Origin of the sequence: Aequorivita nionensis, from assembly GCF_046352995.1 — a bacterium.
Lineage (GTDB): Bacteria > Bacteroidota > Bacteroidia > Flavobacteriales > Flavobacteriaceae > Aequorivita > Aequorivita nionensis.
Window position 1 is genome coordinate 3,345,705 of the sequence record NZ_CP130281.1, and the last position, 26,740, is coordinate 3,372,444.

Annotated in this window: 27 protein-coding genes; 13 read left to right on the plus strand and 14 right to left on the minus strand. The window is 37.8% G+C overall.

Features of this window, described 5'->3' with window-relative positions; translation table 11 throughout:
• The first annotated feature begins 24 nt into the window (after positions 1–24).
• Together Q2U82_RS15380 and Q2U82_RS15385 are read left to right on the plus strand one after the other, a co-directional pair.
• Positions 25–1,107, plus strand: a complete 1,083-nt coding sequence (locus Q2U82_RS15380) for a carboxypeptidase-like regulatory domain-containing protein (protein WP_410005690.1) — start codon at positions 25–27, stop codon at positions 1,105–1,107.
• A 123-nt stretch (positions 1,108–1,230) separates the two neighbouring features.
• Positions 1,231–2,769 (plus strand): hypothetical protein, encoded by a 1,539-nt coding sequence (locus Q2U82_RS15385; protein ID WP_410005691.1) that lies wholly within the window; start codon positions 1,231–1,233, stop codon positions 2,767–2,769.
• 69 nt (positions 2,770–2,838) lie between these two features.
• On the opposite strand, the gene Q2U82_RS15390 is transcribed toward Q2U82_RS15385, so the two are convergent.
• The 6 genes from Q2U82_RS15390 to glyA form a co-directional block, all read right to left on the minus strand.
• Entirely contained in the window at positions 2,839–3,336 is a 498-nt protein-coding gene (locus tag Q2U82_RS15390; RefSeq protein ID WP_410005692.1) for a lipocalin-like domain-containing protein, read from the minus strand.
• Positions 3,337–3,356: 20 nt separating this feature from the next.
• A complete protein-coding gene (locus tag Q2U82_RS15395; RefSeq protein WP_410005693.1) occupies positions 3,357–3,836 on the minus strand; it encodes a nucleoside deaminase in 480 nt (159 codons plus the stop codon).
• Between the two features lie 20 nt (positions 3,837–3,856).
• Positions 3,857–4,396, minus strand: a complete 540-nt coding sequence (locus Q2U82_RS15400) for a YybH family protein (protein ID WP_410005694.1) — start codon at positions 4,394–4,396, stop codon at positions 3,857–3,859.
• A gap of 21 nt (positions 4,397–4,417) precedes the next feature.
• Positions 4,418–4,915, minus strand: a complete 498-nt coding sequence (locus tag Q2U82_RS15405) for a GNAT family N-acetyltransferase (protein WP_410005695.1) — start codon at positions 4,913–4,915, stop codon at positions 4,418–4,420.
• 114 nt (positions 4,916–5,029) lie between these two features.
• The gene (locus Q2U82_RS15410; RefSeq protein WP_410005696.1) at positions 5,030–6,292 is read right to left on the minus strand and encodes a hypothetical protein; all 1,263 of its coding nucleotides are present in this window, start codon (positions 6,290–6,292) and stop codon (positions 5,030–5,032) included.
• 139 nt (positions 6,293–6,431) lie between these two features.
• Positions 6,432–7,706, minus strand: coding sequence for a serine hydroxymethyltransferase (glyA, locus tag Q2U82_RS15415; RefSeq protein WP_410005697.1), 1,275 nt, complete (start codon positions 7,704–7,706; stop codon positions 6,432–6,434).
• A 197-nt stretch (positions 7,707–7,903) separates the two neighbouring features.
• On the opposite strand from glyA, the gene fahA reads away from it, so the two are divergent.
• Complete coding sequence (fahA, locus tag Q2U82_RS15420) at positions 7,904–9,184, plus strand: fumarylacetoacetase (RefSeq protein WP_410005698.1); 1,281 nt, start codon at positions 7,904–7,906, stop codon at positions 9,182–9,184.
• Positions 9,185–9,235: 51 nt separating this feature from the next.
• On the plus strand, positions 9,236–10,417 hold the full coding sequence (locus Q2U82_RS15425; protein ID WP_410005699.1) for a hypothetical protein: 1,182 nt from the start codon (positions 9,236–9,238) through the stop codon (positions 10,415–10,417).
• A 3-nt stretch (positions 10,418–10,420) separates the two neighbouring features.
• Here Q2U82_RS15425 and ytxJ read toward each other — a convergent pair whose 3' ends face one another.
• Entirely contained in the window at positions 10,421–10,813 is a 393-nt protein-coding gene (gene ytxJ, locus Q2U82_RS15430) for a bacillithiol system redox-active protein YtxJ (RefSeq protein ID WP_068760844.1), read from the minus strand.
• A 195-nt stretch (positions 10,814–11,008) separates the two neighbouring features.
• Here ytxJ and clpB point away from each other — a divergent pair, with 195 nt between their 5' ends.
• The gene (gene clpB, locus Q2U82_RS15435) at positions 11,009–13,609 is read left to right on the plus strand and encodes an ATP-dependent chaperone ClpB (protein ID WP_410005700.1); all 2,601 of its coding nucleotides are present in this window, start codon (positions 11,009–11,011) and stop codon (positions 13,607–13,609) included.
• A 215-nt stretch (positions 13,610–13,824) separates the two neighbouring features.
• On the opposite strand, the gene Q2U82_RS15440 is transcribed toward clpB, so the two are convergent.
• The 6 genes from Q2U82_RS15440 to Q2U82_RS15465 form a co-directional block, all read right to left on the minus strand.
• Entirely contained in the window at positions 13,825–14,415 is a 591-nt protein-coding gene (locus tag Q2U82_RS15440; protein WP_410005701.1) for an HD domain-containing protein, read from the minus strand.
• A gap of 151 nt (positions 14,416–14,566) precedes the next feature.
• Positions 14,567–15,034, minus strand: a complete 468-nt coding sequence (locus tag Q2U82_RS15445; RefSeq protein ID WP_410005702.1) for a DinB family protein — start codon at positions 15,032–15,034, stop codon at positions 14,567–14,569.
• Positions 15,035–15,273: 239 nt separating this feature from the next.
• On the minus strand, positions 15,274–16,173 hold the full coding sequence (locus Q2U82_RS15450) for a DMT family transporter (RefSeq protein ID WP_410005703.1): 900 nt from the start codon (positions 16,171–16,173) through the stop codon (positions 15,274–15,276).
• Positions 16,174–16,357: 184 nt separating this feature from the next.
• On the minus strand, positions 16,358–16,708 hold the full coding sequence (locus Q2U82_RS15455) for a hypothetical protein (RefSeq protein WP_410005704.1): 351 nt from the start codon (positions 16,706–16,708) through the stop codon (positions 16,358–16,360).
• A 248-nt stretch (positions 16,709–16,956) separates the two neighbouring features.
• Entirely contained in the window at positions 16,957–17,448 is a 492-nt protein-coding gene (locus tag Q2U82_RS15460) for a hypothetical protein (protein ID WP_410005705.1), read from the minus strand.
• A gap of 209 nt (positions 17,449–17,657) precedes the next feature.
• Positions 17,658–17,843 carry a CsbD family protein gene (locus Q2U82_RS15465; RefSeq protein ID WP_068760850.1) on the minus strand — a complete coding sequence of 62 codons (186 nt, stop codon included), beginning with the start codon at positions 17,841–17,843 and terminating at the stop codon, positions 17,658–17,660.
• Positions 17,844–17,999: 156 nt separating this feature from the next.
• On the opposite strand from Q2U82_RS15465, the gene Q2U82_RS15470 reads away from it, so the two are divergent.
• The 5 genes from Q2U82_RS15470 to Q2U82_RS15490 all read left to right on the plus strand — a co-directional run bounded on the left by Q2U82_RS15470 (position 18,000) and on the right by Q2U82_RS15490 (position 23,221).
• Positions 18,000–18,566 (plus strand): SixA phosphatase family protein, encoded by a 567-nt coding sequence (locus Q2U82_RS15470; protein WP_410005706.1) that lies wholly within the window; start codon positions 18,000–18,002, stop codon positions 18,564–18,566.
• Positions 18,567–18,738: 172 nt separating this feature from the next.
• On the plus strand, positions 18,739–19,203 hold the full coding sequence (smpB, locus tag Q2U82_RS15475; RefSeq protein ID WP_410005707.1) for an SsrA-binding protein SmpB: 465 nt from the start codon (positions 18,739–18,741) through the stop codon (positions 19,201–19,203).
• 162 nt (positions 19,204–19,365) lie between these two features.
• Positions 19,366–21,846: a DUF5686 and carboxypeptidase regulatory-like domain-containing protein gene (locus Q2U82_RS15480; RefSeq protein ID WP_410005708.1), complete on the plus strand. Its 2,481-nt coding sequence runs from the start codon at positions 19,366–19,368 to the stop codon at positions 21,844–21,846.
• 11 nt (positions 21,847–21,857) lie between these two features.
• Positions 21,858–22,631: a dienelactone hydrolase family protein gene (locus Q2U82_RS15485; RefSeq protein WP_410005709.1), complete on the plus strand. Its 774-nt coding sequence runs from the start codon at positions 21,858–21,860 to the stop codon at positions 22,629–22,631.
• A gap of 74 nt (positions 22,632–22,705) precedes the next feature.
• Complete coding sequence (locus Q2U82_RS15490; protein ID WP_410005710.1) at positions 22,706–23,221, plus strand: GNAT family N-acetyltransferase; 516 nt, start codon at positions 22,706–22,708, stop codon at positions 23,219–23,221.
• Here the strand turns inward: Q2U82_RS15490 and Q2U82_RS15495 are convergent.
• Positions 23,218–23,859 carry a protein-L-isoaspartate(D-aspartate) O-methyltransferase gene (locus tag Q2U82_RS15495; protein ID WP_410005711.1) on the minus strand — a complete coding sequence of 214 codons (642 nt, stop codon included), beginning with the start codon at positions 23,857–23,859 and terminating at the stop codon, positions 23,218–23,220. The genes Q2U82_RS15490 and Q2U82_RS15495 overlap by 4 nt on opposite strands.
• A 323-nt stretch (positions 23,860–24,182) precedes the next feature.
• Between Q2U82_RS15495 and Q2U82_RS15500 the strand changes: the two genes are divergently transcribed.
• From Q2U82_RS15500 to Q2U82_RS15510, 3 genes are read left to right on the plus strand one after another with little or no spacing between them, the layout of a single operon-like run.
• Positions 24,183–25,151 carry a Gfo/Idh/MocA family protein gene (locus tag Q2U82_RS15500; RefSeq protein ID WP_410005712.1) on the plus strand — a complete coding sequence of 323 codons (969 nt, stop codon included), beginning with the start codon at positions 24,183–24,185 and terminating at the stop codon, positions 25,149–25,151.
• Positions 25,152–25,820: a hypothetical protein gene (locus Q2U82_RS15505; protein ID WP_410005713.1), complete on the plus strand. Its 669-nt coding sequence runs from the start codon at positions 25,152–25,154 to the stop codon at positions 25,818–25,820. It begins immediately after the preceding gene.
• A gap of 7 nt (positions 25,821–25,827) precedes the next feature.
• Positions 25,828–26,718, plus strand: a complete 891-nt coding sequence (locus tag Q2U82_RS15510) for a 3-hydroxybutyryl-CoA dehydrogenase (protein WP_410005714.1) — start codon at positions 25,828–25,830, stop codon at positions 26,716–26,718.
• Positions 26,719–26,740: the final 22 nt, after the last annotated feature.

A 26,740-nucleotide genomic window follows, 5' to 3' on the forward strand; every position in this document is an offset into this window, starting at 1 on the left:
TTGAATCATTAAAACCATCAAATCATGAAAAAATCCATCGTTATCAGTATTTCAGAGCCTTGCCACGAAGATTGGGCTAAAATGAACGCCACCGAAAAAGGAAAATTCTGTAGCGTTTGCACCAAAGAAGTTTTCGACCTCACTTCAAAAACCGATGAAGAATTGGTAAAAATTCTTACCCAAAACAAAAACGCCTGTGGCAGGTTGAAGAAATCTCAATTGAACCGAGAAGTAAAGTTGGAGCGCAAAAGTGGACAAAACTTTGCTCCTATTGCAGCTTCTATGCTGCTTCCGCTTACGCTTTTTTCAAACAATCCAACACCGTCAACTGATTCATCTTCAAAAAAACCGATGTTTTCAATGGGAATTGGCCGTTTCAGTAATAATGATTTAAGGCTTTCGGTCTTTACCAAAGGAATTGTAATGGATGAAAACGGAAATCCGTTGAAGAATGTTGAAATCATTTCCAACGAAACCGAAGCGCAAACTTGGACCAATAAAAACGGAGAATATGAAATTTATACTTTGGACAAGGAATGGCTCACTTTCAGCAGAGAAAATTTTGGAACACAAAAAATTCAACTGAACAATAAATCAGAATCCAGAAATATATACTTGATGTCTGATAGTCAAATAAAACCGATTGTCGTAGGCAGAATTGCCTTTGAACCAGAAAAAAAAATAGTTGAAAAAGCATCTGCAATTTATATAAATGGAACAGTAACCGACGATACTGGCTTGCCGCTCCCCGGAGTAAACGTAATCATAAAAGGAACCCTAGATGGCACCCAAACTGATTTTGATGGCAACTATTCCATTGAAACAAAAGCGGGAGACATTTTAGTGTTTAGCTATATAGGGTTTGAAATAAAAGAAATAACTGTTTCAAATCTTTCTAATTCAATTGACATTCAACTTACTTGGGCAATAATGGGAGAATTGGTTACGGTTACGGCTGGTGGGATTTCATACGAAGATTACCAACCCCAAAAAGATCCTGATTGGTATGAAAAAGCAAAGCAAGCTTATAAAAACACGGTTGAATTTATGAAACTAAAGCAAGAACGTAAAAAAGCAGTGCGAAAAGCAAAACGGAAAAACAAGTAAAAGTCGGCAGTTTCAGTAAGCAGTATCGCTCAGACTGCCTACTGAAACTCACCACTGAAAACTTCTTCAGAATACAATAATAAGCTTCATAAAAAGTTATATTTTTACCAAAATTATACTTGAATGAGGTATTTATACGGATTGGCAATATTGAGTTGCCTTATACTATGGAGTTCTTGCCGCAACGATTTTGAAACTGTTGCCAGTACTGGAAGTTTAGAGTTTTCAAAAGATACGGTTTATTTAGACACCATTTTTTCAAACATTGGTTCCAGTACCTATAACCTAAAAGTTTACAACCGAAGTGACGAGGATATCAATATTCCTACTGTTCGTTTGGCAGAAGGCGAAGCCTCTAATTATCGTTTAAACGTAGATGGAGTGCCTGGAAAAGTGTTTGAAAACGTTCAGATTCTTGCAAAGGACAGTATCTTTATTTTCATTGAAACCACTTTCAACGTTAATAACCTGCCAACAAACCCCAAGGAGTTTCTTTATACGGATCAACTTCTTTTTGATAGCGGCGGTAATGAACAGAAAGTAGAATTGGTAACACTTGTGAAAGATGCCGTTTTTCTTTTTCCTGAAAAATATCCCGATGGATCCTACGAAGCCATCAATCTGGGTACTGACGACGACCCTTTTCTTGTAAAAGGATTTTATCTTGAAGATAATGAACTAACATTCACCAATGAAAAACCATACGTAATCTATGGATTTGCAGCAGTTCCAAGCAACAAAACACTCACCGTTGAAGCAGGGGCACGCGTACATTTTCATAACTTGAGCGGAATTATCGTGGAAGAAAACGGAACTCTAAAAACAATGGGAGAAAAGAGCAATGACCCTGAATTGATGGAGAACGAAGTTATTTTTGAAGGCGACAGATTGGAACCTGGTTTTTCAGATATACCGGGTCAATGGTATGCCATTTGGCTTAGAAGCGGCAGTGTTAACAATGAATTTAAGTTTACCACAATTAAAAATAGCACTTTTGGTATTCGCATGGAAAACAGTCCGCTTTCATTAAAAAATGTTCAAATATATAACAGCACAAACATAGGTTTGTTGGCCATACATAGTGCAATTGATGGCGAGAATATGGTTATCAATAACAGTGGGCAATCTTCATTGGCTATACAGTTGGGTGGAAGTTATACATTTAGACATTGTACTTTTGCAAATTACTGGACTGAAGGCTTCCGCTCTTTTCCATCGGTTGTTATTGCTAATTATGCAGAATATTTTGACGGCTCTTCTACCGTAACCGAGGTGCACGACCTTGTTGCGGCCAATTTTACCAATTGCATTATCTACGGAAACGAACGCCGTGAATTTGGTCTTTTAAAGGATGATCAGGCAATTTTCAACTTTAAATTTGAAAACTCTTTAGTACATTTTGAGGACCCTACGGGCGAATTTAGCAATGACCCGTTATATGATTTTACCAACGCAGCTTTATATCCTGCAACAAAGTTTAATATTGATCCTGTTTTTCAGGATACCGAATTGAATAATTTTAATATTGAATCGGGAACTTCAGGTGCAGACGGTATTGGAAAACCAGGCGTTTTACCTACAGAAGATTTAAATGGAACTACAAGAGGAAATTCACAACAAGACCCTCCTGACGCTGGAGCATACGAGAGTATCGAATTTTAGATTTCTAAGAAATTAATTGAAAAACCCATCCAAGTGATGGGTTTTTTATTGTGAAGTTTTAAAAAGAAATTATTTTGCTTTCAACCATTTCAATTTCAGTCTGGAGTTTTTGCGCTCCACGGGTTGCATTACCAAAGTGTCGCCACTAAAGTAAAATCTTCTTTCGGCAGTCAATCCAAATTCCGAAGGGTTAGAGTGTGAAAGTTTAAAATGCGAAACAATGCTATCAGCTTCTGAAACTTTGTAATTGCCCATATAATAATAGGATTTCGTAATATGCTTCAAGGCTTCCAAAGGAATGGAATCGTTGAAATTGGGGAATTCAATTCCAGCTTTTTCATAGCCTTTTTCATAAAGGTGAAGCGCTACATGGCCATTTCCATCATATAACAAATAACCGTCCATGCCGCCTTTGTAATCGCTCCAAATGTTTTTGGTGGTGTCTCGCACTTTCATACTTTCCAGCTTCCAAAGACCACTAATTTTTGGGATGCTTGGTTTATCTTTTTGACAGGAAAATGCAAATGCTAAAATTCCTGCAGAAACGATATATTTCAGACTCTTCATTTTATTCAAAAGTGTTTTTATTAATAATCAACCCTTCCTTTTTTTGTTTCCCACTTTTTGAAAACTTTGCGGCCTTCTTCCCTATCTAGATTAATGAATTTTATGTTTCTGTTTTCAATATTCTTATCAATTTCATCATAAATAAAATGGTCATCGAAACCAATTTCCGCGGCATCTTCTTTTGTGCAAGCATAATAAACAGCTTTCGGTCTAGCCCAATAAATGGCTCCCAAACACATTGGGCAAGGCTCGCAGGAAGTGTAAATAATACAATCATCAAGCTGAAACGAGTCTAATTGTTTACAAGCCTTTCGGATTGCCACAACCTCAGCATGAGCCGTTGGATCATTACTTGATGTAACTTGGTTAAATCCTTCGGCGATTATTTCGCCATTTTTTACTATCACTGCTCCAAAAGGTCCACCGGCGTGTGAGTCCATACCTTTTTCTGAAAGTTCAATGGCTCGTTTTATAAATTGTTTGTCTTTTTCAGTAATCATTTTTTAAAGTTTCAAATATATTATTTAGGGTCGGTTGACTTTTCTATAGAACTGGCGTGGTCCTTTATAATGTACCATTTCCCCTCAATTTTCTTCAAATCGTAACTAACAATCATTCTGTTGAAGTATGGCTCTGGCTTTCGTTCAGGTTCACGGTACACAATTTCTGTAATTGCCATACCCATATCCTGCCCTATTGCTGTATTTAGAATTTTTGTCTCAAATGTCCAAGTAGAATCTGCGAACCATTCTTTGTGGTAATCCATAAAACCTTCCACGCCATTAATAATTTCTGTTTTTGGCAGAATAAGCTGCATTAGGCCGTTTGGATCCATTGTCTCGCCTAAGGATTTTAAATCTCGGTTTGAAACGGCATCAAGATGCTTTTGCATTACTTGTTTAAATTCTTTTTCATTTAAAACATCAGATTTTTCGGTAGCGTTCACTTCAACCATTTCTTCACTTTTATCTGAAGTGGATTTGTTATTGCACGCTATTAAAAACATTCCTAGCGATACTAGCGCTAAGTAAGTACTAATTTTGTGATTTGAGTTTTTCATATGGCGGAATTTATAGCTGTTTTAATTTGAAAATAATAATAATTCCTCTCCATCTTCATAGGTATATATTCCAACTTCAGATAGGCCAAGTTTTTTTAGAAGTTTTATAGAAGAAAGGTTTTCCGGCAAAGTAATGCCAACAATGGTTTGAAGTTTCAAATTTTCTGAAGCAAACTGCATCACAGCCTTTGAGGCTTCAAAGGCATATCCTTTATTCCCAAATTCCGACAAAAAAGCAAAGCCAACATCAGGATGTTCCAGATTGTCGCGCTTGTATAGACCTGCCGAACCGAGCGGAGTGTTATCATCTTTCAAGGAAACCAAATAGGGACCGAAGCCATGTTTTTCATAACTGCTCAAGTAATTTTTCTGCATATAAGCTTCGGCGTCTTCAATGGTCTTAATATTTCTGTCCCCAATGTTTTTAAGCCAACCCTCACTGTTCATCAGCTTAAAAATAAAGGGCGCGTCGCTTAGAGTATATTCGCGCAATAAAAGTCTGTCGGTTTCTAAGTTCATAAAACTATTTAACAAACCCAAAGGTAAATAATTGATAGGTTGCTTACAGCATAGAAGAAAAAAACCTTCAACAATTTGCTGAAGGTTTTTTATCAATAATCAAACAAACCTGCTCTAATCAAATTGTTTTGATACTCCTTCATAATACATATTTAGCGGAATTATATTTACTTTTCCCTCTATTCTATTTTTCAGAATATCTTTATATGAATTGCTTAAAGTATTGTAATATGTCAACGAAACCGAACCTAACGGCAAGGTTTCAAAACCTGTTAAATCGGGATAGGTTTGTTGTATATTTATTCTTAAATTTTCCTTTGAAAATGCTATTTCCGGCGCAACTTCGCCATAAATCCGATGGGCTACAAATACAGTTTCATTTGCATTTGATCCTCGAAAAATCACATCGTAAGTTGTACCCTCTCCATTGGTAGTCATATTAAAATTTGCTGGGGATTGGTTATTTACAATAAAACTTAAATTAGGGGAGGCAACTGAAGCAGGAATGATTGCTGAATGCTGTACTCTAAAAAATTGGAAACTGTTATTGCCAAAACCAAGACGAAAATAAAAACTGTCAAAAACATTTGTAGGCACAGGGATTGAAAGGGAAGAAACACCATTTGGATAATTCCCTTCTCTAATTGAATGGTGAACGTTATTGATATCTCCATTAATCAGTCCCTCAACTCCATAACCAAATATGGTATTGGATGGAGATTGTACATTCACAGTATTTTGAATTTCTGGCAATGTAGTATAGTCAATATTGAAAACAGAACCTTCAGTAACATCTTTCCTCCAAAAATATCTATCAAATTGTTCATTTGGATTGTTAAAAGATATATAGAAATCACTGGTTGGTGAACCTGTTAAATTTCCTCTATAATTATAATATCCTCCGTTTTCAGGGCCAATAGTCCCTACCCCTGCTGTGCTGGAAGTTACTTCGCCGGGATAACCTATTTTGGTAAGGTTTAAATAAATTTCATCATTTGTGCTCTCAAAAGCCAAACGAGGACAAATATTATACTCTCCTGCATCAATATTTGAATACGTGTTTATAGTATAAGTCTCTTCATCATTAAAATCATAATATGAATTATATACGTAGCTTAAATCATATACGTCTGAAGGATCTCCTATAGTATATAAAGTTAACGATTGCCCTGCTTGAAGTTCTCCACTATCCAATATGTTTCCGTCTTGATCACTAAGGAAGGCATACCAACTTTTTACAAATTGACTGTTTTGATAATTAGCGTCTACTCTTAAGGTAATTCCAAAGTCACGTAACCCCGAAGGTGTGTCGTCTGCATCTTTCGAACAACTAAACAATACTGCAGAAAGCATTAAAAGAAGGAACATTTTTTTCATAGTGATAGGTTTTTATGAATTATAAATTTTTATACACTTTACCTTATAGTCTTAGAAAGTTTGAAAAGTTGCGTTGAAAAATAAAAAAAACCCTCAGCTTTTCAACTGAAGGTTTTATAAAATTTTGATGGATTAATATTTACATTTTAAACAAAGGCAAGCCAGCCATCATTTCGTTTACTTTTTCAGCAATGCTTTCAAGTTTGTCGTCATTTTCGTGATTCATAATTACTTCATCAATCAAATTCACGATTTTCTCCATATCCTTTTCAACCAAACCACGAGTGGTTACGGCTGCAGTTCCAATTCGGATCCCGCTGGTAACGAAGGGCGATTTGTCGTCAAAAGGTACCATGTTTTTGTTTACGGTGATATCTGCCTTGCCCAAAGCTTCTTCAGCTTCTTTACCAGAAATGTTTTTATTTCGAAGATCTATTAGCATCATATGGTTATCCGTTCCACCTGAAATAATATCGTATCCTTTTTCAACAAATTTCTGAGCCATTACAGCAGCGTTCTTTTTCACTTGCACCATGTAATGTAGAAAATCATCCGTCAAAGCTTCGCCAAAGGCAATTGCTTTAGCAGCGATGATATGTTCCAGTGGACCGCCTTGATTTCCAGGGAAAATGGCGCTGTCCAAAAGACTGCTCATTTTCTTAAGGTTTCCGTTTTTCAGTTTATGACCGAAAGGATTGTCAAAATCCTTGCCCATCAAAATCATTCCACCTCTCGGACCACGAAGGGTTTTGTGGGTTGTAGTAGTAACCACATGACAATGTGGAAGTGGATCGCCAATAATTCCTTTGGCTATTAAACCTGCTGGGTGCGCAATATCTGCAAAAAGAATCGCCCCAACTTTATCAGCTATTTCACGGAAACGTTTGTAATCTATCTCTCTGGAATATGCTGAAGCGCCGGCAATAATCATTTTTGGTTTTTCTTTGATGGCGATTTCCGCTACTTTGTCATAATCAATCCTTCCGGTTTCACGATCAACACCATAAAATACAGGATTATAAAGGCGACCAGAAAAATTTACTAGTGAACCGTGCGTTAAATGCCCACCGTGAGAAAGATCAAAACCCAAATATTTATCTCCGGGATTTAAACAAGCGGCAAATACAGCTGTATTTGCTTGCGAACCACTATGTGGTTGCACGTTTGCATATTCAGCTCCAAAAAGCGCTTTTGCACGGTCAATAGCTATTTGTTCAACCTCGTCCACCACTTCGCAACCGCCGTAATAACGCTTGCCTGGATAGCCTTCGGCATATTTATTTGTTAAAACGGAACCTGCAGCTTCCATCACTTGGTCGCTTACAAAATTCTCTGAAGCTATCAGCTCCAGACCGTTCAATTGGCGTTGTTTTTCGTCTTCTATAAGTTCAAAAATTTGTTCGTCGCGTTGCATAATATTTGTAAAAGTTAATTAAATCCAAAAATAGTAATTACATTCGGTAACTATCATGAAATATATATATTTGATGAAGAATTTTACTAACAAAACTCTCGTTGTGATCAAAATACAGTAAGCAATTAATTGATTGGTATTAAACCATTTAAATTTTTTTACTTAGTTTTATTTACAACTCCAAAAGAATTATAAAAATGCCCATAACCGCAAACGACCCCACACGTAAAACTTGGCTCGAAACCGCGCCAAACACAGACTTTCCTATTCAAAACATACCCTTCGGTGTATTTTTAACACGCGATGATATTATAACCATCGGAACCCGTATTGGCGATTATGCCATTGACCTTGGTGGCCTTCATCAATTGGGTTATTTTAAGGGAATTGAATTAACAGATGATATTTTTCTTCAAGATACTTTGAACGATTTTATAAGCGACGGAAGAAAAACATGGCGATTGGTTAGAAACCGAATTGCAGAAATTTTCGATAAGGAAAACCCAAAACTTCGCGATAATAAAGAGCATAGAAAACACATACTTTTCACTTTAGATGAAGTGGAAATGCAGCTTCCCGTTCAGGTTGGCGATTATACCGATTTCTATTCAAGTAAAGAACACGCAACCAACGTGGGAACGATGTTCCGCGGAAAAGAAAATGCGTTGATGCCAAACTGGCTTCACATTCCCGTGGGTTATCACGGAAGAAGTTCTTCAATAATCCCTAGTGGAATAAATGCTAGAAGACCTTGGGGACAAACTATGCCCGATGGCGCTACCGAACCTGTTTTTGGCCCTTCCAAATTGGTGGATTTTGAACTTGAAATGGCTTTTATTACTACAGACGCCAATGCTCTGGGCGAACCAATTCCAGTAAACGAAGCCGAAGAATATATCTTTGGATTAGTGCTATTTAACGACTGGAGCGCTCGCGATATCCAAAAGTGGGAATACGTACCCCTTGGACCGTTTTTGGCGAAGAATTTTGCTTCGTCCATTTCGCCTTGGATTGTAACCTTGGACGCCCTGCAACCTTTCAAAGTTGAAGGCCCGAAACCCGAAATGGAGCAACTGCCCTATCTTCAATACAAAGGAAAGAAAAGCTACGATATAAATCTTGAAGTTTATATTGCTCCCGAAAAGGGAACGGAAACAAAAGTTTCTTCTTCAAACTTTAAATATATGTATTGGAATATGAGCCAGCAGTTGGCACATCACACCATTAACGGCTGTAATGTGAACAGTGGCGATATGATGGGAAGCGGAACAATTTCAGGTCCAACGCCAGATTCCTATGGCTCTATGTTGGAACTTACTTGGCGCGGAGAAAAACCCATTAAACTTTCTGATGGAACTGAACGAAAATTCATCAATGACAATGACACCGTAATTTTAAAAGGTTACTGTAAAAAAGATAATGTGCGAATTGGTTTCGGTGAATGCAGAACAAAACTTTTACCAGCCATCAAACAATAAAATTTGGCATTACTATTGTAATTTAGCCTTCATAACCAAATCAATTTCGGTATGAAGGCTTTTTACATCCTACTATTCACAGCACTTTTAAGCATTTCCTGCAATAGCGTTAAGCGCACCCAAAAATTTGTTTCACAGGGAAATTATGATGAAGCAATTGAGCTCGCAACAAAAAAACTTCAAAAAGATAAGGGTGCTAAGGAATATGATGCTCACGTTCGGCTTTTGGAAGAAGCATTTTTAAAAGCGAAAGATGAGGACACTCGTCATATTGCTTTTCTGAAAAAGGAAAATAGCCCTGCCGGCGCTAAAGAAATTTACTATACCTATCTTGATCTTCAAGCACGCCAAGATTTAATTCGTCCTTTGCTTCCGCTTTATAGCAATGAGATGGGCCGAAATGCAAACTTCGTTTTTTCAGATTATTCAAACGATTTATTGGCCGCGAAAGATGCTTATGTAAAATCATTGTATCAAGAGGCTATTGTCTATATGCAACGCGACACAAAGCATGATTTCAGAAGCGCTTTCAATGTTTTATGTGAATTGGATGAAGTACAACCAAACTATAAAGACGTTTTTCAGTTGAAGGAAGACGCACATTTTCAAGGGACAGATTTTGTTTTTGTAACACTGAACAATCATACCGGTCAGTTTATACCTTTTCGTTTAGAGCAGGATTTGCTTGACTTCAACACTTACGGTTTAAATGATTTTTGGACTGAATACCATAGCAAACGTGAGAATGGAATCAATTATGATTTGGGCGTGGACCTCAACTTCCAAACCATACAAATTTCACCGGAACGTATTTCAGATAAACAATACAACCGCAAGCAGCGCATTCAAGATGGATTTGATTACAGACGTGACCGCGGTGGAAACATTGTTCGCGATAGTCTTGGAAACCCTATAAAAATTGAAAAATTTATTGACGTTTCTGCAACTGTTTATATTACCAATCAACAAAAAGCTGTGTTTGTTGGTGGTACGGTTGTTTATAAAGATTTAAATAAAAGGCAACAATTAAACAGCTTTCCCCTTTCTTCAGAATTTGTTTTTGAAAATGCTTTCGCAAAATATCGTGGTGATGAACGCGCGCTGACTGCTGAAGACAGAAGGCTTTTATCAAATTATTATATTCCCTTTCCCAACAACGAACAAATGGTATTTGATGCAGGAACCGATATTAAAGAAAGGTTTAAGCAGATACTGCAGGATAACTCCCTCTAAATTTTAAATAAATTTCTCCAAATGCGAAGCCTCAATTGAATGGTGTGAATCGTGGTGAACCACCACCCCATTTTTAATTACTATCATCTGCGGACTTTCGTGATGAACTTTAAATCGATTGGCAATTTCATTGGAAATATCGCGGTTTTGCAAAAGATCTAAATAATAAAGTTTCAGTTGCTCGTCTGTAAGACTGTAGTTTTTTTCAAGCAATTTCAAAACGCCACGGCTAATTCCACAACGAGTGGAATGTTTAAAGATAGCTACTGGTTTGTTTTTCGATTCCTCAACTATTTCATCCAGCTGGTCCATTTTCCCCAAAACGTGCCATGGCACTTCCACTATTTCTTCTTTTGCAATGTCTCTCGGTGTTTTAAATATATCTAATAATCCCATGATTGTTCTTTTTTACAAAGCTACAAGTTATAATAGCGGGATTTTCTAAAAGAAATGATAAAAAAGCCTCACGTTAAAACCGTCATAATGTCTGTTAAACTAAGGAATTTAGCGGACATTTTGTCTTAATTTTATTGTGGCTTTGTATTTGAAAACAATACCCAAACAAACGAAAAACAAAAACATTTTACATATATGAACTTTAATAATTTTACAATAAAAAGCCAGGAAGCCATACAGCAAGCGCAACAGATTGCGCAGGGCTACGGCAACCAACAAATTGAAAACGAACACATCCTCAAAGCCATTTTTGAGGTAGATGAAAACGTAACACCTTTCATCCTTAAAAAACTTAACGTAAACCTAGTTACTCTAAAACAAATTCTGGACAAGCAGCTTGAAAGTTTTCCAAAAGTTTCGGGTGGTGATATTATGCTTTCGCGTGAAGCAAATAAAACTGTAATCGAAGCCAGCAATATTGCCAAAAAGATGGGCGATGAATATGTTTCCATAGAGCATCTTTTATTGGCTATTTTAAATTCAAAAAGCGCAATTGCCCAAAGTCTTAAAGACCAAGGCGTAACTGAAAAAGGAATGAAGGCCGCCATTCAAGAATTACGCGGTGGCGAAAATGTTACTTCACAAAGCGCTGAGGAAACTTATAATTCCTTAAATAAATACGCCAAAAACCTCAACCAACTTGCCCGCGACGGCAAACTCGACCCTGTGATTGGTCGTGATGAGGAAATTAGAAGAATTCTTCAAATCCTTTCCCGAAGAACCAAAAACAACCCGATGTTGGTTGGTGAACCCGGAACAGGTAAAACCGCCATTGCGGAAGGTTTGGCGCACAGAATTGTGGATGGTGACGTGCCCGAGAACCTAAAATCGAAAGAGATATATTCTTTGGATATGGGCGCACTGATTGCAGGAGCCAAATACAAAGGAGAATTTGAGGAACGTTTAAAAGCGGTTATAAAAGAAGTTACTTCCAGTGAAGGAGACATCGTTCTTTTTATTGACGAAATCCACACCCTCGTTGGTGCCGGTGGCGGGCAGGGCGCTATGGATGCCGCCAATATTTTGAAACCCGCACTTGCGCGTGGTGAGCTGCGAGCCATTGGAGCTACTACTTTGGATGAATATCAAAAATATTTCGAAAAGGACAAAGCGCTTGAGCGCCGTTTCCAAAAGGTAATTGTTGATGAACCGGATACTGAAAGCGCCATTTCAATTCTTCGTGGTATCAAGGAAAAATATGAAACCCACCACAAAGTTCGCATTAAAGACGAAGCTATTATTGCTGCCGTAGAACTTTCGGAACGTTATATTACGAACCGTTTTCTTCCCGATAAGGCGATTGATTTGATGGATGAAGCTGCTTCAAAATTAAGGATGGAAATCAACTCCAAGCCCGAAGAACTTGACGTTTTGGACAGAAAGATTATGCAGCTTGAAATTGAAATTGAAGCCATAAAACGTGAAAAAGACGAAACGAAGCTAAAATCGCTTCATTCGGAATTGGCTAATTTAAAAGAAGAACGCAACGAGCTGAACGCAAAATGGCAAAGTGAAAAAGAGGTTGTGGACAACGTGCAAAACCTAAAAACCCAGATAGAGGATTTTAAACTAGAAGCAGAACGCGCAGAGCGCGATGGCGATTTTGGAAAAGTAGCGGAGCTTCGCTACGGAAAAATTAAAGATGCACAAGCTGCTTTAAGCAAACTGGAAACCCAACTTGCAGAAAATGACGAAGGAACTTCTATGATTAAAGAAGAAGTAACTCGCGAAGACATTGCTGAAGTGGTTGCAAAATGGACTGGAATTCCTGTAACCAAAATGCTCCAAAGCGATCGTGAAAAACTGTTGACTTTGGAAGACCATCTTCACAAACGTGTGGTTGGGCAAAACGAGGCTATTGTTGCGGTTAGTGACGCCATTCGCCGAAGCCGTGCGGGATTGCAGGATGAGAAAAAGCCTATTGGTAGCTTCCTATTCCTTGGGACAACAGGTGTAGGTAAAACCGAACTTGCAAAAGCTTTGGCCGAATACTTGTTTGACGATGAAAACGCAATGACGCGTATAGATATGAGCGAATACCAAGAACGCCACAGCGTGAGCCGTTTGGTGGGTGCGCCTCCAGGATATGTGGGTTATGAGGAAGGTGGGCAACTTACCGAAGCCGTGCGTCGCAAGCCGTATAGTGTAGTATTGTTAGACGAAATTGAAAAAGCGCATCCAGATACTTTCAACATTTTGCTGCAGGTTTTGGACGAAGGCCGCTTGACGGACAACAAAGGGCGCTTGGCTGATTTCAAAAACACGATTATCATTATGACCAGTAATATGGGCAGCGATATAATCCAAGAGCGGTTTGATACCGTAAAAGATCCTGAAACCGCTATGGAAGGCGCCAAAATAGAAGTACTTGCTTTGTTGAAACAAACCGTGCGCCCAGAGTTTTTGAACCGTATAGATGACATTATTATGTTTACGCCGCTTTCAAAAACTGACATCCATAAAATTGTGGAACTGCAACTGAAAGGTGTTTCCAAAATGTTGTTGAAGCAGAACATCGTGCTGGACGCAACGCCAGAGGCCATTGCCTACCTAGCCCAAAAAGGCTATGACCCACAATACGGCGCAAGACCCGTGAAAAGGGTAATACAGCGCGAAGTGCTAAACGAGCTTAGTAAAGAAATACTCGGCGGAAAAGTAACTACGGACAGTATTATTTTGCTGGATAGTTTTAACGACGCATTGGTGTTTAGAAACCAGGAGAATTTAGTTGAATAATTTTTAGACTGTTTAGGCGGTTAGATTTATAGACTGTTAGATTTATAGACTGTTAGATTTATAGACTGTTAGATGGTTAGATAGTTAGATAGTTAGAAAAAACCCCAAGCGTTTGCTTGGGGTTTTTGCTTTTATTTGGGTGGCTACGTGTTTTAAACGCGCGGTAGTTGGGAAAATTAGTTGTTTTTTAACTTAGTTTTTTGTTGGTAACAGTATTATTTCGCTAATATGCCTTTTTCAACACTTTCATCAATTAATTTTTCTGCATAATTCCATAACTCTTTTGAGCCGTTTTCTATTATTTTTTTCTTGTCATAAACAGCTTGATATTTCACTCCAAATTCTTTCCACGTTCCTCCATTGTTTGAAGTATTCTGTAATAAAGGTTCAAGTCTGTCCATTGATTTTGCGAATTTCGCTTCGTTAGAATTACCGTCTTCAAATTCAATCCAAATTTGGACAAATTCCTCTGCTTGTTTTTTTGGCAACATTCCAAAAATCCGTTCAGCACATTTCATTTCTGCTGCGGTATTATCGTGATTTTTGTTTTGGTCATACAAAAAAGTATCGCCAGCATCAATTTCAACTATGTCGTGAATTAAGACCATTTTTACGACCTTCAATAAGTCAATTTCACAATCTGAATGTTCGCTTAAAACAATTGCCATCATCGCTAAATGCCAACTATGCTCTGCATCATTTTCGCGTCTGTCGCTATTAAATAATTTTGTCCGCCTTTGAATATATTTTATTTTATCAATTTCTTTTATAAAATCAATTTGCTTTAATAAATTCTCGGTTTTCATTTAGGTTAGGTTTTTTTATATTCTGTCAACGTTTGGTATAACTGCAATTACTGGCTATATTCCTTAATTTTCGGTTTATCACAGACGTTAGCAATTCCGAGTGGGTTCGGACGCAGTCGAATTCGCCTTAATTGAGGTTATTAGTGTTTTTTCAATCCCATATTTTTGGCCTATCAATTTTCATTGCTCTTAAATACGACAAAAATTGTCCTGCGTGAACTGATTCGTGATATCCAATCCGCAATAAATATTTTCCAAGTATTTTCTTTTCTCCGTTCCCTGGATGAATGATTTCGGTCTCGTTTAATTCAGTATCCGAAAATTGCCGTACACTTTCTATAAATGTTTTTCTATAAGGTTCGGCAAATTCAAGTTCATCAGTAACGCTAATGAATGGTTGGTTTTCCCAAGGTGTTTTATAGTTTGTCATATCTCCCTGATTAATAATAAGATTCCATCCATAATCAGCCGCCAAAACGTGTCTTATCATTTCTGACGCATTCATTGCTTTTTCGTCAGGTTTCCAATTATAATATTTCTCAGGTAGTCCATTCCAAAGTTTTATACTTCTTCTCCTTATTTCTGTAAAATTTAAAATTATAAGTTCAGATTGGGTCATTTTCTTTGTTTTCGGGAATGTCGTTTTACATTATAGCTAACGGTCAAGTATAAAAGAAGTAGGGCTGTAAATAAGCAATTGTCTTTCGGATTATCTATAAGCCAAATCTTTTGCATTTTGTTTTAAATATTTGTTCCAAAAGCCAAATCAAAAGATTAGGCGACCTCGCAAATATGCCTGAAAGATTTGGTTTAGCACCTACTTGCCCTATTTTTTTTATACGGTGTTGGGCGCAGTTTTTATTCCTTTCCCAATGATTTGTTTTTCTTTTCTCTAATGAGATATACACTAATCAAAATTAATAATCCACCGATTGCATACCAAACTGTAAATTTCTCTTTGTCCAAAATTCCCCAAATTACCGCAACTACTGGTAATAAAAGTGAAATGGTACTTACAAAAACCGCAGAGGTATCTTGAACAAGCTTGAAAAACAAAAACATTACCAAAGTAGTGCTAATGACGGTTAGAAAGACTAAATAGCCTAGAGCCGTTAAAGTTTCATTTTGGCTGTAATCAAAGTCTGTAAAAAAACCTGAAAAACTTAAAATAAAAAGAGAGGGCACCATCCAAATAGTGTAAATACCTGTTGATATATCTGTCGATTTTATGTGATGTAATTTTTTTTCAATAATGAGTGCGGCTACGGCATAAAGTGCCGAACCTATAACTAATAAAACCGTATAATAAAGATGATTTTGGCCATTTTCTGAATTGGAAGAGTAAACTAAAATGATAGCACCTATAAATCCAATTATTGCACCAACATATTGAATAACTTTATTTCTGATTCCAAACAGAATTGCTCCTAAAACGAGTGTGAATATTGGGTCTAATGCATTTATGATGCCTGCCAATGAGCTACTTACGCCTTGTTGTGCAATAGGAAAAATAAAGACCACTAAAAAGTTACCAAATAATCCTGATAGAGCAATCCAAAAAACGTCCTTTTTTGACATTCTTTTCAAAGCTGGGAATCCAATAAATGACAAAAGCAAGCCTGACAATCCTGCCCTAAAGGCTCCGATTTGATATGGGTCAAATACTGGTAGTATTTTTTTTATGAGTATAAAAGAAGAACCCCAGATTATAGCAATAAAGATGAGTAGAAAATATTTATTTTGAATGAATTGCCTCATAAAATGTCTAGGTTTATTTAATTCGACAAATTTAATTTTTGGATTTTTATAAAATCAGTCAATCAAGTATTTTTTTTATTGACTTTCATTGATTTTTTAAATTGCGCCCAACATGTGGATAAATACAATATTGCATTTATTCCCATTATATGTTTAATTGTTTATATTCAAATATAACACAAATTTACCCCTTCCCCATCACTCCTTTTAGCAGCTCCAACTGCCCGGCAAGTATTTTGTTTTCCTCCTCCAGTTGTGCAATACGCTGGGCTTGGGTAGTGTCTTCGGGTACGTTTGTGGTGTAGGTTTGCGGCAATTGCGCGGCCAGGTCTGCAAAAAAGTTGTGCTCTACCGCCACACATATATCCCAAAGCACATTGCACTGCAAACTCTTGCGCTCCTCATAATCTTGAACGGTCGCCCTGCTCCGGTTCATTACCCGCGCAAGCCCAGATTTGTTAATGCGGTTTGTTTTATAATAGGTTTTCAGTAAATTCCCTAAATGTGGAGGTATTAATTTCTTCTGTGTTTTCATTTTTAGTAGTCTTTATAGTTAATTAGTATTTTTTGTAAGATAAATTACAACAGCTGTATGTTTTAGCCTAACACTTGTAAGGTGTTTTCTAACAGAAGTATTTTTTAACCTTACATTTGTTAGGTGTTTTCTAACAAGTGTATGTTTTATACTTACTTGTTTTAGGTTGTTTCTAACAGCTGTATGTTTTAGCCTTACGGGTGTTAGGCAATTTCTAACAGCTGTATGTTTAAGGCTAACAAAATTCATTATTCTTTTGGCCCGCCCTTCATTTTCTCCCTTTTTCCCTGCTTCTCAAACCGCCACGCCAACTCCTCCATCGCGCTTTGTGCGTTGGGAATGCCCGCCTTTGCAGTAACCTTGTACATTCCATAGTGCGCTAGCCCCGTGCCGTAGGCCTCGTGCCCCACGATGCGCTCCACATCTTTCAGCAGATAGTTTAGCCCGTCTATGCGGCTGCGCAGGGTTTGCAGTTGTTTAAATAGTTTTAGGTCTGTATCTGTGTTATCGTTGAGCAGTACTGGGGGCAAGATGCCCGCGCCAATGCCGTTCTTGAGCCGCACCACATCTTCCACAAAGGCCAGGTTGCGCACGTCTAGCGCGCGGTAGCGTTTGCGTTCCGCATCAGTGAGAGTGCCTTTGGGAAGCAGCTCCCTTATTTCCTGAATTTTTTGAAGTATAAGCGCCATGGTGGCCTCGTCCAGCGTTTCATGGATCTGGTTGTAGCTTATGTTTGCCATACGTAATCAGTAAAAAAATTATACAATATACTATAAGCGGCAGGAGCCGCTAATGGGGAGAGTGCTAAATTTAATAAAAAAACGCAAAGACTGAAAAGGAATCTTCTTCAAAAAGCTGAAACCAAAAAAAGACCCCTTAAAATCTCAATAACTTGAAATTTTAAGGGGTCCGGCTTCAAATAAAGCGGTACTTAAAGTTTAGTTTATAATTACCACTTGTCTATCTTTTCCTTCAATTTTTCTTTAGACTCACCTGTCTTTTCTTGAAGGCGACCAAGTAGCTCATCAGATTTACCTTCGGCATATTTTAAATCGTCGTCGGTAAGGTCTGCATATGCTTGTTTGAATTTTCCTTTCACTTGGTTCCATTTTCCTTTAAACTGATCTTCGTTCATAGCTTTTTTGTTTTAAATTAATTAATCTTTCTTTTTCGTTTTGTAAAGATAGCACCCCCTTCCGCCCATTTATAATAATGAAATATTAAAGAATAGTCCATTTTAGTTATAACTTTGCTAATAACCCTTAAAAACTGTTATTTTAAAAACCAACCTATGAAGCATTTAATACTATTGCTAACACTATTGCCATTTTTCACTTTTTGCGGCCAACAAAAAGATGAAAAAAAAGAAGAAACAGGCGACAGCCAAAAAACAGAAACTGCAAATGAGGCGCCTGCCAGAAATCAAAAAGCAACCTACTATTTATTACGCCACGCCGAAAAAGTGCGCACAGACCCCAAAGACCAAGACCCTGCGCTAAACATAGACGGTTTATTGCGCGCCAAACGTTGGGCCACTTATTTTGAACCCATTAAGATTGATGCAATTTATGTAACCAAATACATCCGCACAAAACAAACTGTTTCGCTGATAGCCCAGCAAAAACAGGTTTCCCCTACCCGCTATGACCCTAAAACAGTCTATTCTGAAGAATTTTTAAACCAAACCAACAACAAAACTGTTTTGATAGCCGGCCACAGCAATACCATTCCACAATTGGTAAACCAGCTTATTGGCGAAGAAAAATTTAAGGATATGGACGACGATGATAATTCTACTCTTTTTAAAGTTACCATCAACGGCAATGATAAAAAAGTAGAGGCCATCACAGTTGAGTAGTGAGTAATGAGTAATGAGTAATGTTTAATGAGTAATGAGTAATGAGTAATGAGTAATGAGTAATGAGTAATGAGTAATGAGTAATGAGTAAAATTATTCTTTATTCTTTCCCTATTATTAATTATTCATTAAACATTGCACATTCTTCATTATTCATTCTATTTTTGCACCTATGGCAATTCAGAAAACCGTAAAAATAAAAAACAGAAAAGCAAGGTTTGAGTATGAAATCCTCGATACTTATACGGCTGGCATTGTGCTGCGCGGTACTGAAATAAAGGCCATCCGCGAAGGAAAGGCCTCTATTGCAGAAAGTTTTTGCGAGTTTAGCAACAGTGAGCTTTTTGTTATAAACATGACCGTTCAAGAATACAGCCACGCCACACACTTTAACCATGCACCAAAAAGTGAACGTAAACTTTTATTGAACCGCAGTGAACTGAAAAAACTTGAAAAAGAAGTAAAAAATAGCGGACTCACCATTATTCCGTTAGTACTCTTCACCAACGAAAAAGGACTGGCCAAAGTAGATATCGCCCTTTGCCGAGGAAAAAAGGAATATGACAAGCGGGAGGTCATCAAAGAACGCGACTCCAAAAAGCAACTCAGCAGGATTAAGAAGGCTTTTAATAATTAATTCCGCACAGCGGAAGTCCTAACGCTTTTTTAACAAATTCAAAATCTTTTTATTAGTATTTTGCGTAAGTTAAAATGTCCCCTCGAGCGCAGTCGAGAGGTTTCTTGCTTATCACAATTAACAATCAAAAGGTCTCGACTGCGCTCGACCGGACACAGCTTCATGCGCTTTAAATTTATTCTTCTCCTTTTTTCTCTTTCAGCAAACATTTCTGCCCAGATAGTCGGAAAAGTAACCGATACCAAAGGCGAGGCCCTGCCCTACGTAAACATTTATCTTCAGAATAGTTACATTGGCACGACCACGAATGACGATGGAAATTATTCATTAACTGCTTCTGAAAGGAAGGACTATAAAATCACGTTTCAATTTTTGGGCTATAAAACGCTCACCAAAACGGTTTCACCTACTTCATTTCCTTTTATTTTGAATGTTTCCCTTGAAGAAGAAACTACAAGCTTGGATGAAGTTGTTGTAAATACTTCCGAAGATCCCGCCTACCGCATTATCCGCAAAACCATTGCACAACGAAAGGAAAACCTTGAAAAATTAAGCGAATATACAGCAGATTTCTACTCAAGAGGTCTTTGGCATGTAGAAAACGTTCCCGAAAAAATTATGGGCCAAGAAGTGGGAGATTTTGACGGAATGCTTGATTCTACAAGAACTGGTATCATTTACCTTTCGGAAACCATTTCAGAAATAGCGTACCAAAAACCCGATAAATTCACCGAAAAGATTATTGCAAGCAAAGTGAGCGGCAACGATAACGGTTTCAGCTTCAACAGCGCGCAGAGTGCAAATATTTCGTTTTATGAAAATACTGTTGAATTAAATGCCGCTTTGGTTTCGCCTATTGCAAATAATGCACTGAGCTACTACAATTATAAATTGGATGGCGTTTTTTACGAAGGCCCAAAACTTATCAATAAAATAAAGGTAATCCCAAAACGCCCGAATGACAGGGTTTGGCAAGGCTATCTCTATATTGTAGAAGACGATTGGCAACTTTACGGCGTGGAGCTTTCTACAACAGGAGCGGCAATTCAGGTTCCGTTTGTGAGCAATTTAACGGTGAAACAGAATTATAAATACGACACCGGAAATGATTTTTGGGTAAAAATATCACAGACTGTAGATTTTGGTTTTGGAGCTTTTGGAGTTACTGGCGACGGGCGTTTTATAGCTGTTTACAGCAATTATGATTTTAAGCCGGAATTCACCAAAAAATCATTTACAAATGAAGTGCTTTCCTTTGAAGCCGAAGCCAACAAAAAAGACAGTCTCTTTTGGAAAGGCAGCCGCCCCGTGCCATTGACGGATGAAGAGTTGCGAGATTACATTAAAAAGGATAGCATTCAAATCCTTCGCCACTCAAAACCCTATTTGGACTCGATTGATGCAAAATCAAACAAACCCGGAGTTTTAAGTTTGCTCACGGGATATACTTTTAAAAATTCCTTTGAAAAATGGTCCGTCGGCTATGAAGGTCCGCTGAAAGGAATAAATTTTAACACCGTGCAAGGCTGGAACAGCAAGGCTGGACTGACGTTTTACAAATGGTATGACGACAACCAGACCAACACACTTTCCGCAGCCGTGCGCGCAGATTACGGTATTGCAGAGGACAGGCTTCGGTTTTCTGCGAATGTGGTCCGCAATTTTAATTGGACCGACAAACTGCGAATCTCTCTTTCAGGAGGAAGCGAGGTTGCCCAATTTAACGATACGGAACCTATTTCGCCGCTGATAAATACTTTTGCCACACTTTTCTTTGAACGAAATTATATGAAGCTGTACGAGCTTAATTTTGGGCGAATTGGTTATAGCCAAGAAATTTTTAATGGATTGCATCTTTATGCCGCCGTAGCTTATGAAAACCGAAAACCGCTTTTCAACAATACAGATTACGTAACCATTCCGTTTGACGATGTAAGTTATACCAGCAACAATCCTTTGGCTCCAAACGATTTCAACAATGCTGCAATTGCGGAACACAATATTGTGAAAAGCAAAGTTCGGGCGCGCATCAACTTCGCCCAAAAGTATTTTTCAAACCCAGATATGAAATTCAATATTGGCGTAGATAAATATCCAGAGTTGAATATTTCGGTGGAAAATGGCGCTGCGATTACCGAAAGCCACTATGATTATACACAGTTTGAAGCCAGCTTGAACCAATCCATTACGTTGGGAAACAAGGGACAGTTTTATTACAATTTGAAAGGGGGAACTTTCGCAAATGGCGATGGCATTTCTTTTATAGATTACAAACATTTCAACGGAAACCAAACGAGGGTGGGCACTTCGCCGAACTACACCAATGTTTTTAACCTTATGCCCTATTACGATTTCAGTACCAATAAAAGTTATTTTGAAGGACATATTGAACACGATTTCCGCGGATGGATTTTGGGAAAAATCCCCGGAATCAATCAGTTGAACCTCAACTTGGTAGCCGGCGCACATTTTTTAAGCACCGAAGAAAGAAAACCATATTCCGAAATTTCCGTAGGTATAGATAACCTCGGCTTCGGAAAATTCAGGTTGTTGCGCGTAGATTATGTGCGTTCCTATTACAACGGCGGCAGTGACGGAGCCTTTATTTTCGGGCTGAAATTTTTGGATCTTTTGGGTCTTTAATGTAAAAAACTATGAAAACTATATTGAAATTATTACTTGTCTTTTCGCTCTTTACAAGCTGCATTCCTATGCAGAAAGTGCCAAAAGACGCAAAGATGACGGACTTTTTCCACTTTCAAAAAGCAAAGGATTACGATGCTTCGAAATGGGCCGTATTTCTTCCCGGAACTGGAGGTTTGCGAATTTTTAAAGACACAACCCATTATTACGATGTAGCCGAAAAGCTGAACGCCGAAGGCATTTCGGTTTTGTTGGTGGATAATGTTGCTGCCTATAAAGCGTCCAAAAGAGACGTGGACGAAGAAGAACCCGCGCAAATACTTTGGACGCTTGAAGAAGCCTTAAAATGGGCAAAACAGAACGGGAAAATTGATCCCAATTCCGAAGGAAGTATTGTGGGTTGGTCGCGGGCTGGGTTGGGTTTAATTCCTTTGGCAAATGATGAAAATGAGTTGAAAAAACTTCATTTAAAATCAGTTGCATTATTCTATCCTGCAAATGGTTATGAAATTCAGCTTAAACCAAAAGTTCCAGTGTTGATAATGACGGGCGGAAAGGATAAAATTGTAAAAGTTGACGATATTTTAAAATATATGATTGCAGAAAATGCAACCATCCAAGTGTATGATGATGCCTATCACGGATACGATGTGGAAAGCTTGAAAAAAGGAAAATACTATCGCTACATTCCCTTCATCAGCAAGAAACATTATCTTTTAAAATATGATGAAGAGGCCGCGAAGGAGTCTTTTGAGGAATTGATTAAATTTTTGAAAAACAACTAAATCCTCTTTGAACTCTGTGACGCTGTGTTAAATTTAAAACCAGAGAGGCACAGAGGATATAAAGAAAAAATATTATGGCAATACCCTTCCCTATAATAACAACAGATCGCTTAAGCCTTCGGAAAGTTGTACCAACAGATTCCGAAAGGGTTTTTTACTTCCGCTCAGACAAAGAAATCAATAAATACATAAAGAGACCACCGCAAACGCCCGAGATGGCAATAGCCCATATCCAATTATTAAATGCCAATTTAAAAACGGACAAGGGCATTAGTTGGGGAATAACCACTAAAGATTCTAACGAATTAATAGGCAACATTTGTCTTTGGAATTTTTCAGAAGACAAAAAAAAGGCAGAGGTGGGTTATGACCTCGATCCAAAATTTCAAGGCAAGGGAATTATGAGCGAAGCACTAAAAGCAGTATTGGATTTTGCCTTCAACCAAAGAGGCTTTGAAACCATCGAAGCTTATACAGATTATAGGAATATTCCCTCAAAAAAGCTACTAAAACTACATGGATTTATTCCAAGACGAGGTGTAAAAGACCCTGATAACCAAAACAATGAAGTATATTATCTAAACCGTTAGTTTTTATCCTCTAAAAGAGGCACAAAACGGAATTCACCGTACTCCTCTTTTTCAAATTCAGTCTCAGATTTACGTAAAAAGACAGTCATTATTTGCACATTTTCCCCCACGGGAATTACTAATTTTCCCCCAATTTTCAACTGCGCCAATAATGGATTTGGGACAAAAGGTGCTCCAGCGGTTACAATAATTCCATCAAAGGGAGCCTCACTTTCAAGTCCAATATAACCGTCGCCAAAAATTAATCGTTTAGGCTTGTAACCAAGTTTTGGAAGAAACAATTTTGTCTTTTTAAAAAGTTCGTTTTGTCTTTCAATTGTATAAAGGGTTGCTCCCATTTCCAAAAGCACTGCAGCTTGGTAACCACTCCCCGTTCCTATTTCTAGGATTTTATCTCCTTTCTTTACCCCCAAAAGCTCTGTTTGTCTTGCAACGGTATATGGTTGGGAAATTGTTTGGTCCGCAGCAATCGGGAAAGCTTTGTCCACATAAGCATGTCCCACAAATCCAGAATCCATAAAAAGATGCCTTGGAATCTTGCCTATGGCCTGCAAAACATTTTTATCTGAAATCCCTTTCTTTATAAGGGTTTCAACTAATTTTTTGCGCATTCCTTGGTGAGTAAATGTATCTTTCACTTTGTTCAGATTTGAGATATGAGTATTGAGATATTAGACTTACAAAGTAACCAAATTAGCTTATTAAGCACCAAATTTCAAGCATCAAATTCCAAATAAAATTCAAAAAACAAAATTCAAAAGTATAACGCTGCCCTCCACAAAGAAAACCAAACCCTCCCGTTAAGAGTCGAGGTTAAGTTAAACTTTTAAATCTCTAAACCTTGTAAACTCCTAAACTCATCGACCCATCGACTCATAGACTCACCGACACATAAACTTTTAAACCCCTCAACTTTTAAACTTTCCCCCGAAACCCTTACATTTGTGAAAAACACACGCCAATGCTAAAAGCGGGAGTTCTGGGTGCTGGACACTTAGGAAAAATACACTTGAAATTGCTGCAACAATCCACAAAATATGAACTTGTGGGTTTCTATGACGCCAGCAAAGAAGCTTCGGAAAAAATACAGACTGAATTCGGCTACAAAAGTTTTCCATCCATGGAAAGCCTTATAAATGCTAGTGATATGGTTGTTGTTGTAACACCCACTAGCGCACATTTTGAATGTGCCGAAAAAGTAATAAAAGCCGGAAAGCATCTTTTTATTGAGAAACCAATAACACAAACAGTTGCGCAGGCTGAGCAAATACGAGATTTGGCAAAAGCGATGAAAGTACGCGGGCAAGTTGGCCAAGTGGAACGTTTTAATCCTGCTTTCCAAGCGATTAAAGATAAAATTCAAAATCCGATGTTTATTGAAACGCACCGCCTTTCAGAGTTTAATCCGCGCGGAACGGACGTTTCTGTGGTTTTAGATTTGATGATCCACGACATTGATGCTATTTTAAGCGTTGTAAAAAGTCCCGTAAAAGCTGTAAGTGCAAGTGGAGTCTCGGTAATTAGTGAAACTCCGGATATTGCAAATGCCCGAATTGAATTTGAAAACGGTTGCGTGGCAAATCTTACCGCAAGTAGAATTTCACTTAAAAAAATGCGGAAAGCACGTTTCTTTCAGCGCGATGCATATATTTCAGTAGATTTTTTAGAGAAGAAATGCGAAGTAGTAAAAATGAAGAATGCGCCCGCTGAAATTGATGATTTCGCAATGGTTTTAACCAATGCGGAAGGCATAAAAAAACAAATCTATTTCGAAAACCCAAAAATAGAAACAAACAACGCTATACTTGACGAGTTGGAAAGTTTTTATGAAGCCATAAAAGCTGATAGAACTCCTGAAGTTTCACTTATGCAAGGAACGGAAGCCCTTCGTGTTGCAATGTTGATTATTGAAAATTTCAAAAAAATATAAATGAAAAGCGTTCTTTCTGTATTTTTCCTTCTAATGTTTTCCAGTCAGTTTTACGCTCAAGTGAAGAGTGATAAGGTTGACCTTATTGAATTGGTAAATGATTTAATAATTACCCAAAAAACAGATGATAACCTAAAGCAAGTTTGGTGGATTCCAGAGGAATATTGGGATGTTGCTTTGAACGATTCAAAATATTCCAACGTGGAAATCCAGAACGAAATAAAAAATATCTTGAAAGATTATATTGTTGTTTCTGTAGTAGATGTTGACATCAAGCTCTATGGAGGTTTAAAAAGCAATGATATTGCAATTTCATTTTCAAACATAGATGGAGAAAAATTCGCTCCTATGGAACAGGACGAAGGAAATGAAGAGCTATTTACGTTATTAGAAATGATAAAGCCTACTATGAAAAATATGTTGGGTCAATTCGGCGAAAAAATGAATTTTTATGTTTTTAAAAACATAGACGATAACGGTAATATTATAGCTGGACCATATCAGAAAGGAGAAATTACAATAAATGTAAATAAAGAGGATTTCAACTATAAATTACCACTTGGTTCATTAGTTGAAAAAAAGACCTGCCCTTTTGATAAAGAACTGTTGAACGGAAATTGGGACTACTGTCCTTGGCATGGAAAAAAACTTATTGAAAAAACAAATTAAATAAAAAATGAAAAACGTAGCAGTAATAGGCGCTGGAACAATGGGCAACGGAATAGCCCACACCTTCGCACAATTTGATTATAAAGTACAACTGATTGATGTTCAACAAACATCGCTCGACAAAGGATTAGCGACTATCACCAAAAATTTGGACAGAATGGTTGCCAAGGAAACAATTACAGAAGCCGACAAACAACGAACCCTTAAAAACATAACAACCTATACTAATCTTGAAGAAGGCGTGAAATCAGCTAGTTTGGTCGTGGAAGCAGCAACGGAAAACGTAGATTTAAAATTGAAAATATTCCGTGATCTGGATAAATTTTGTCCGGATGATACAATTCTCGCCAGCAATACTTCCTCTATTTCCATCACGCAGATTGCTTCGGTAACTTCACGCCCGGGAATGGTCATTGGGATGCACTTTATGAACCCCGTGCCGATTATGAAATTGGTTGAAATCATTAAGGGTTACAGCACAAGTGAGGAAACTTTTAAAACGGTGGAAGAGCTTTCAAAAAAACTGAACAAAGTTCCCGTGGAAGTAAATGATTACCCAGGTTTCGTGGCAAATCGTATTTTGATGCCAATGATAAACGAAGCTGTTGAAACACTTTATAACGGCGTTGCTGGCGTGAAGGAGATTGATACCGTGATGATGCTCGGCATGGCGCACCCAATGGGGCCTTTGGCCTTGGCAGATTTTATCGGGCTTGATGTTTGTCTTTCTATTTTGAAAGTGATGTATGAAGGTTTTAAAAACCCAAAATATGCTCCGTGCCCATTATTGGTAAATATGGTAATGGCGGGAAAACTAGGAGCAAAAAGTGGTGAAGGTTTTTACGACTACAGCCAAAACCGAAAAGCAGAAGATGTTTCCAAAATGTTTTCGAAATAATTTACTGGTAAGCTGACAGTTA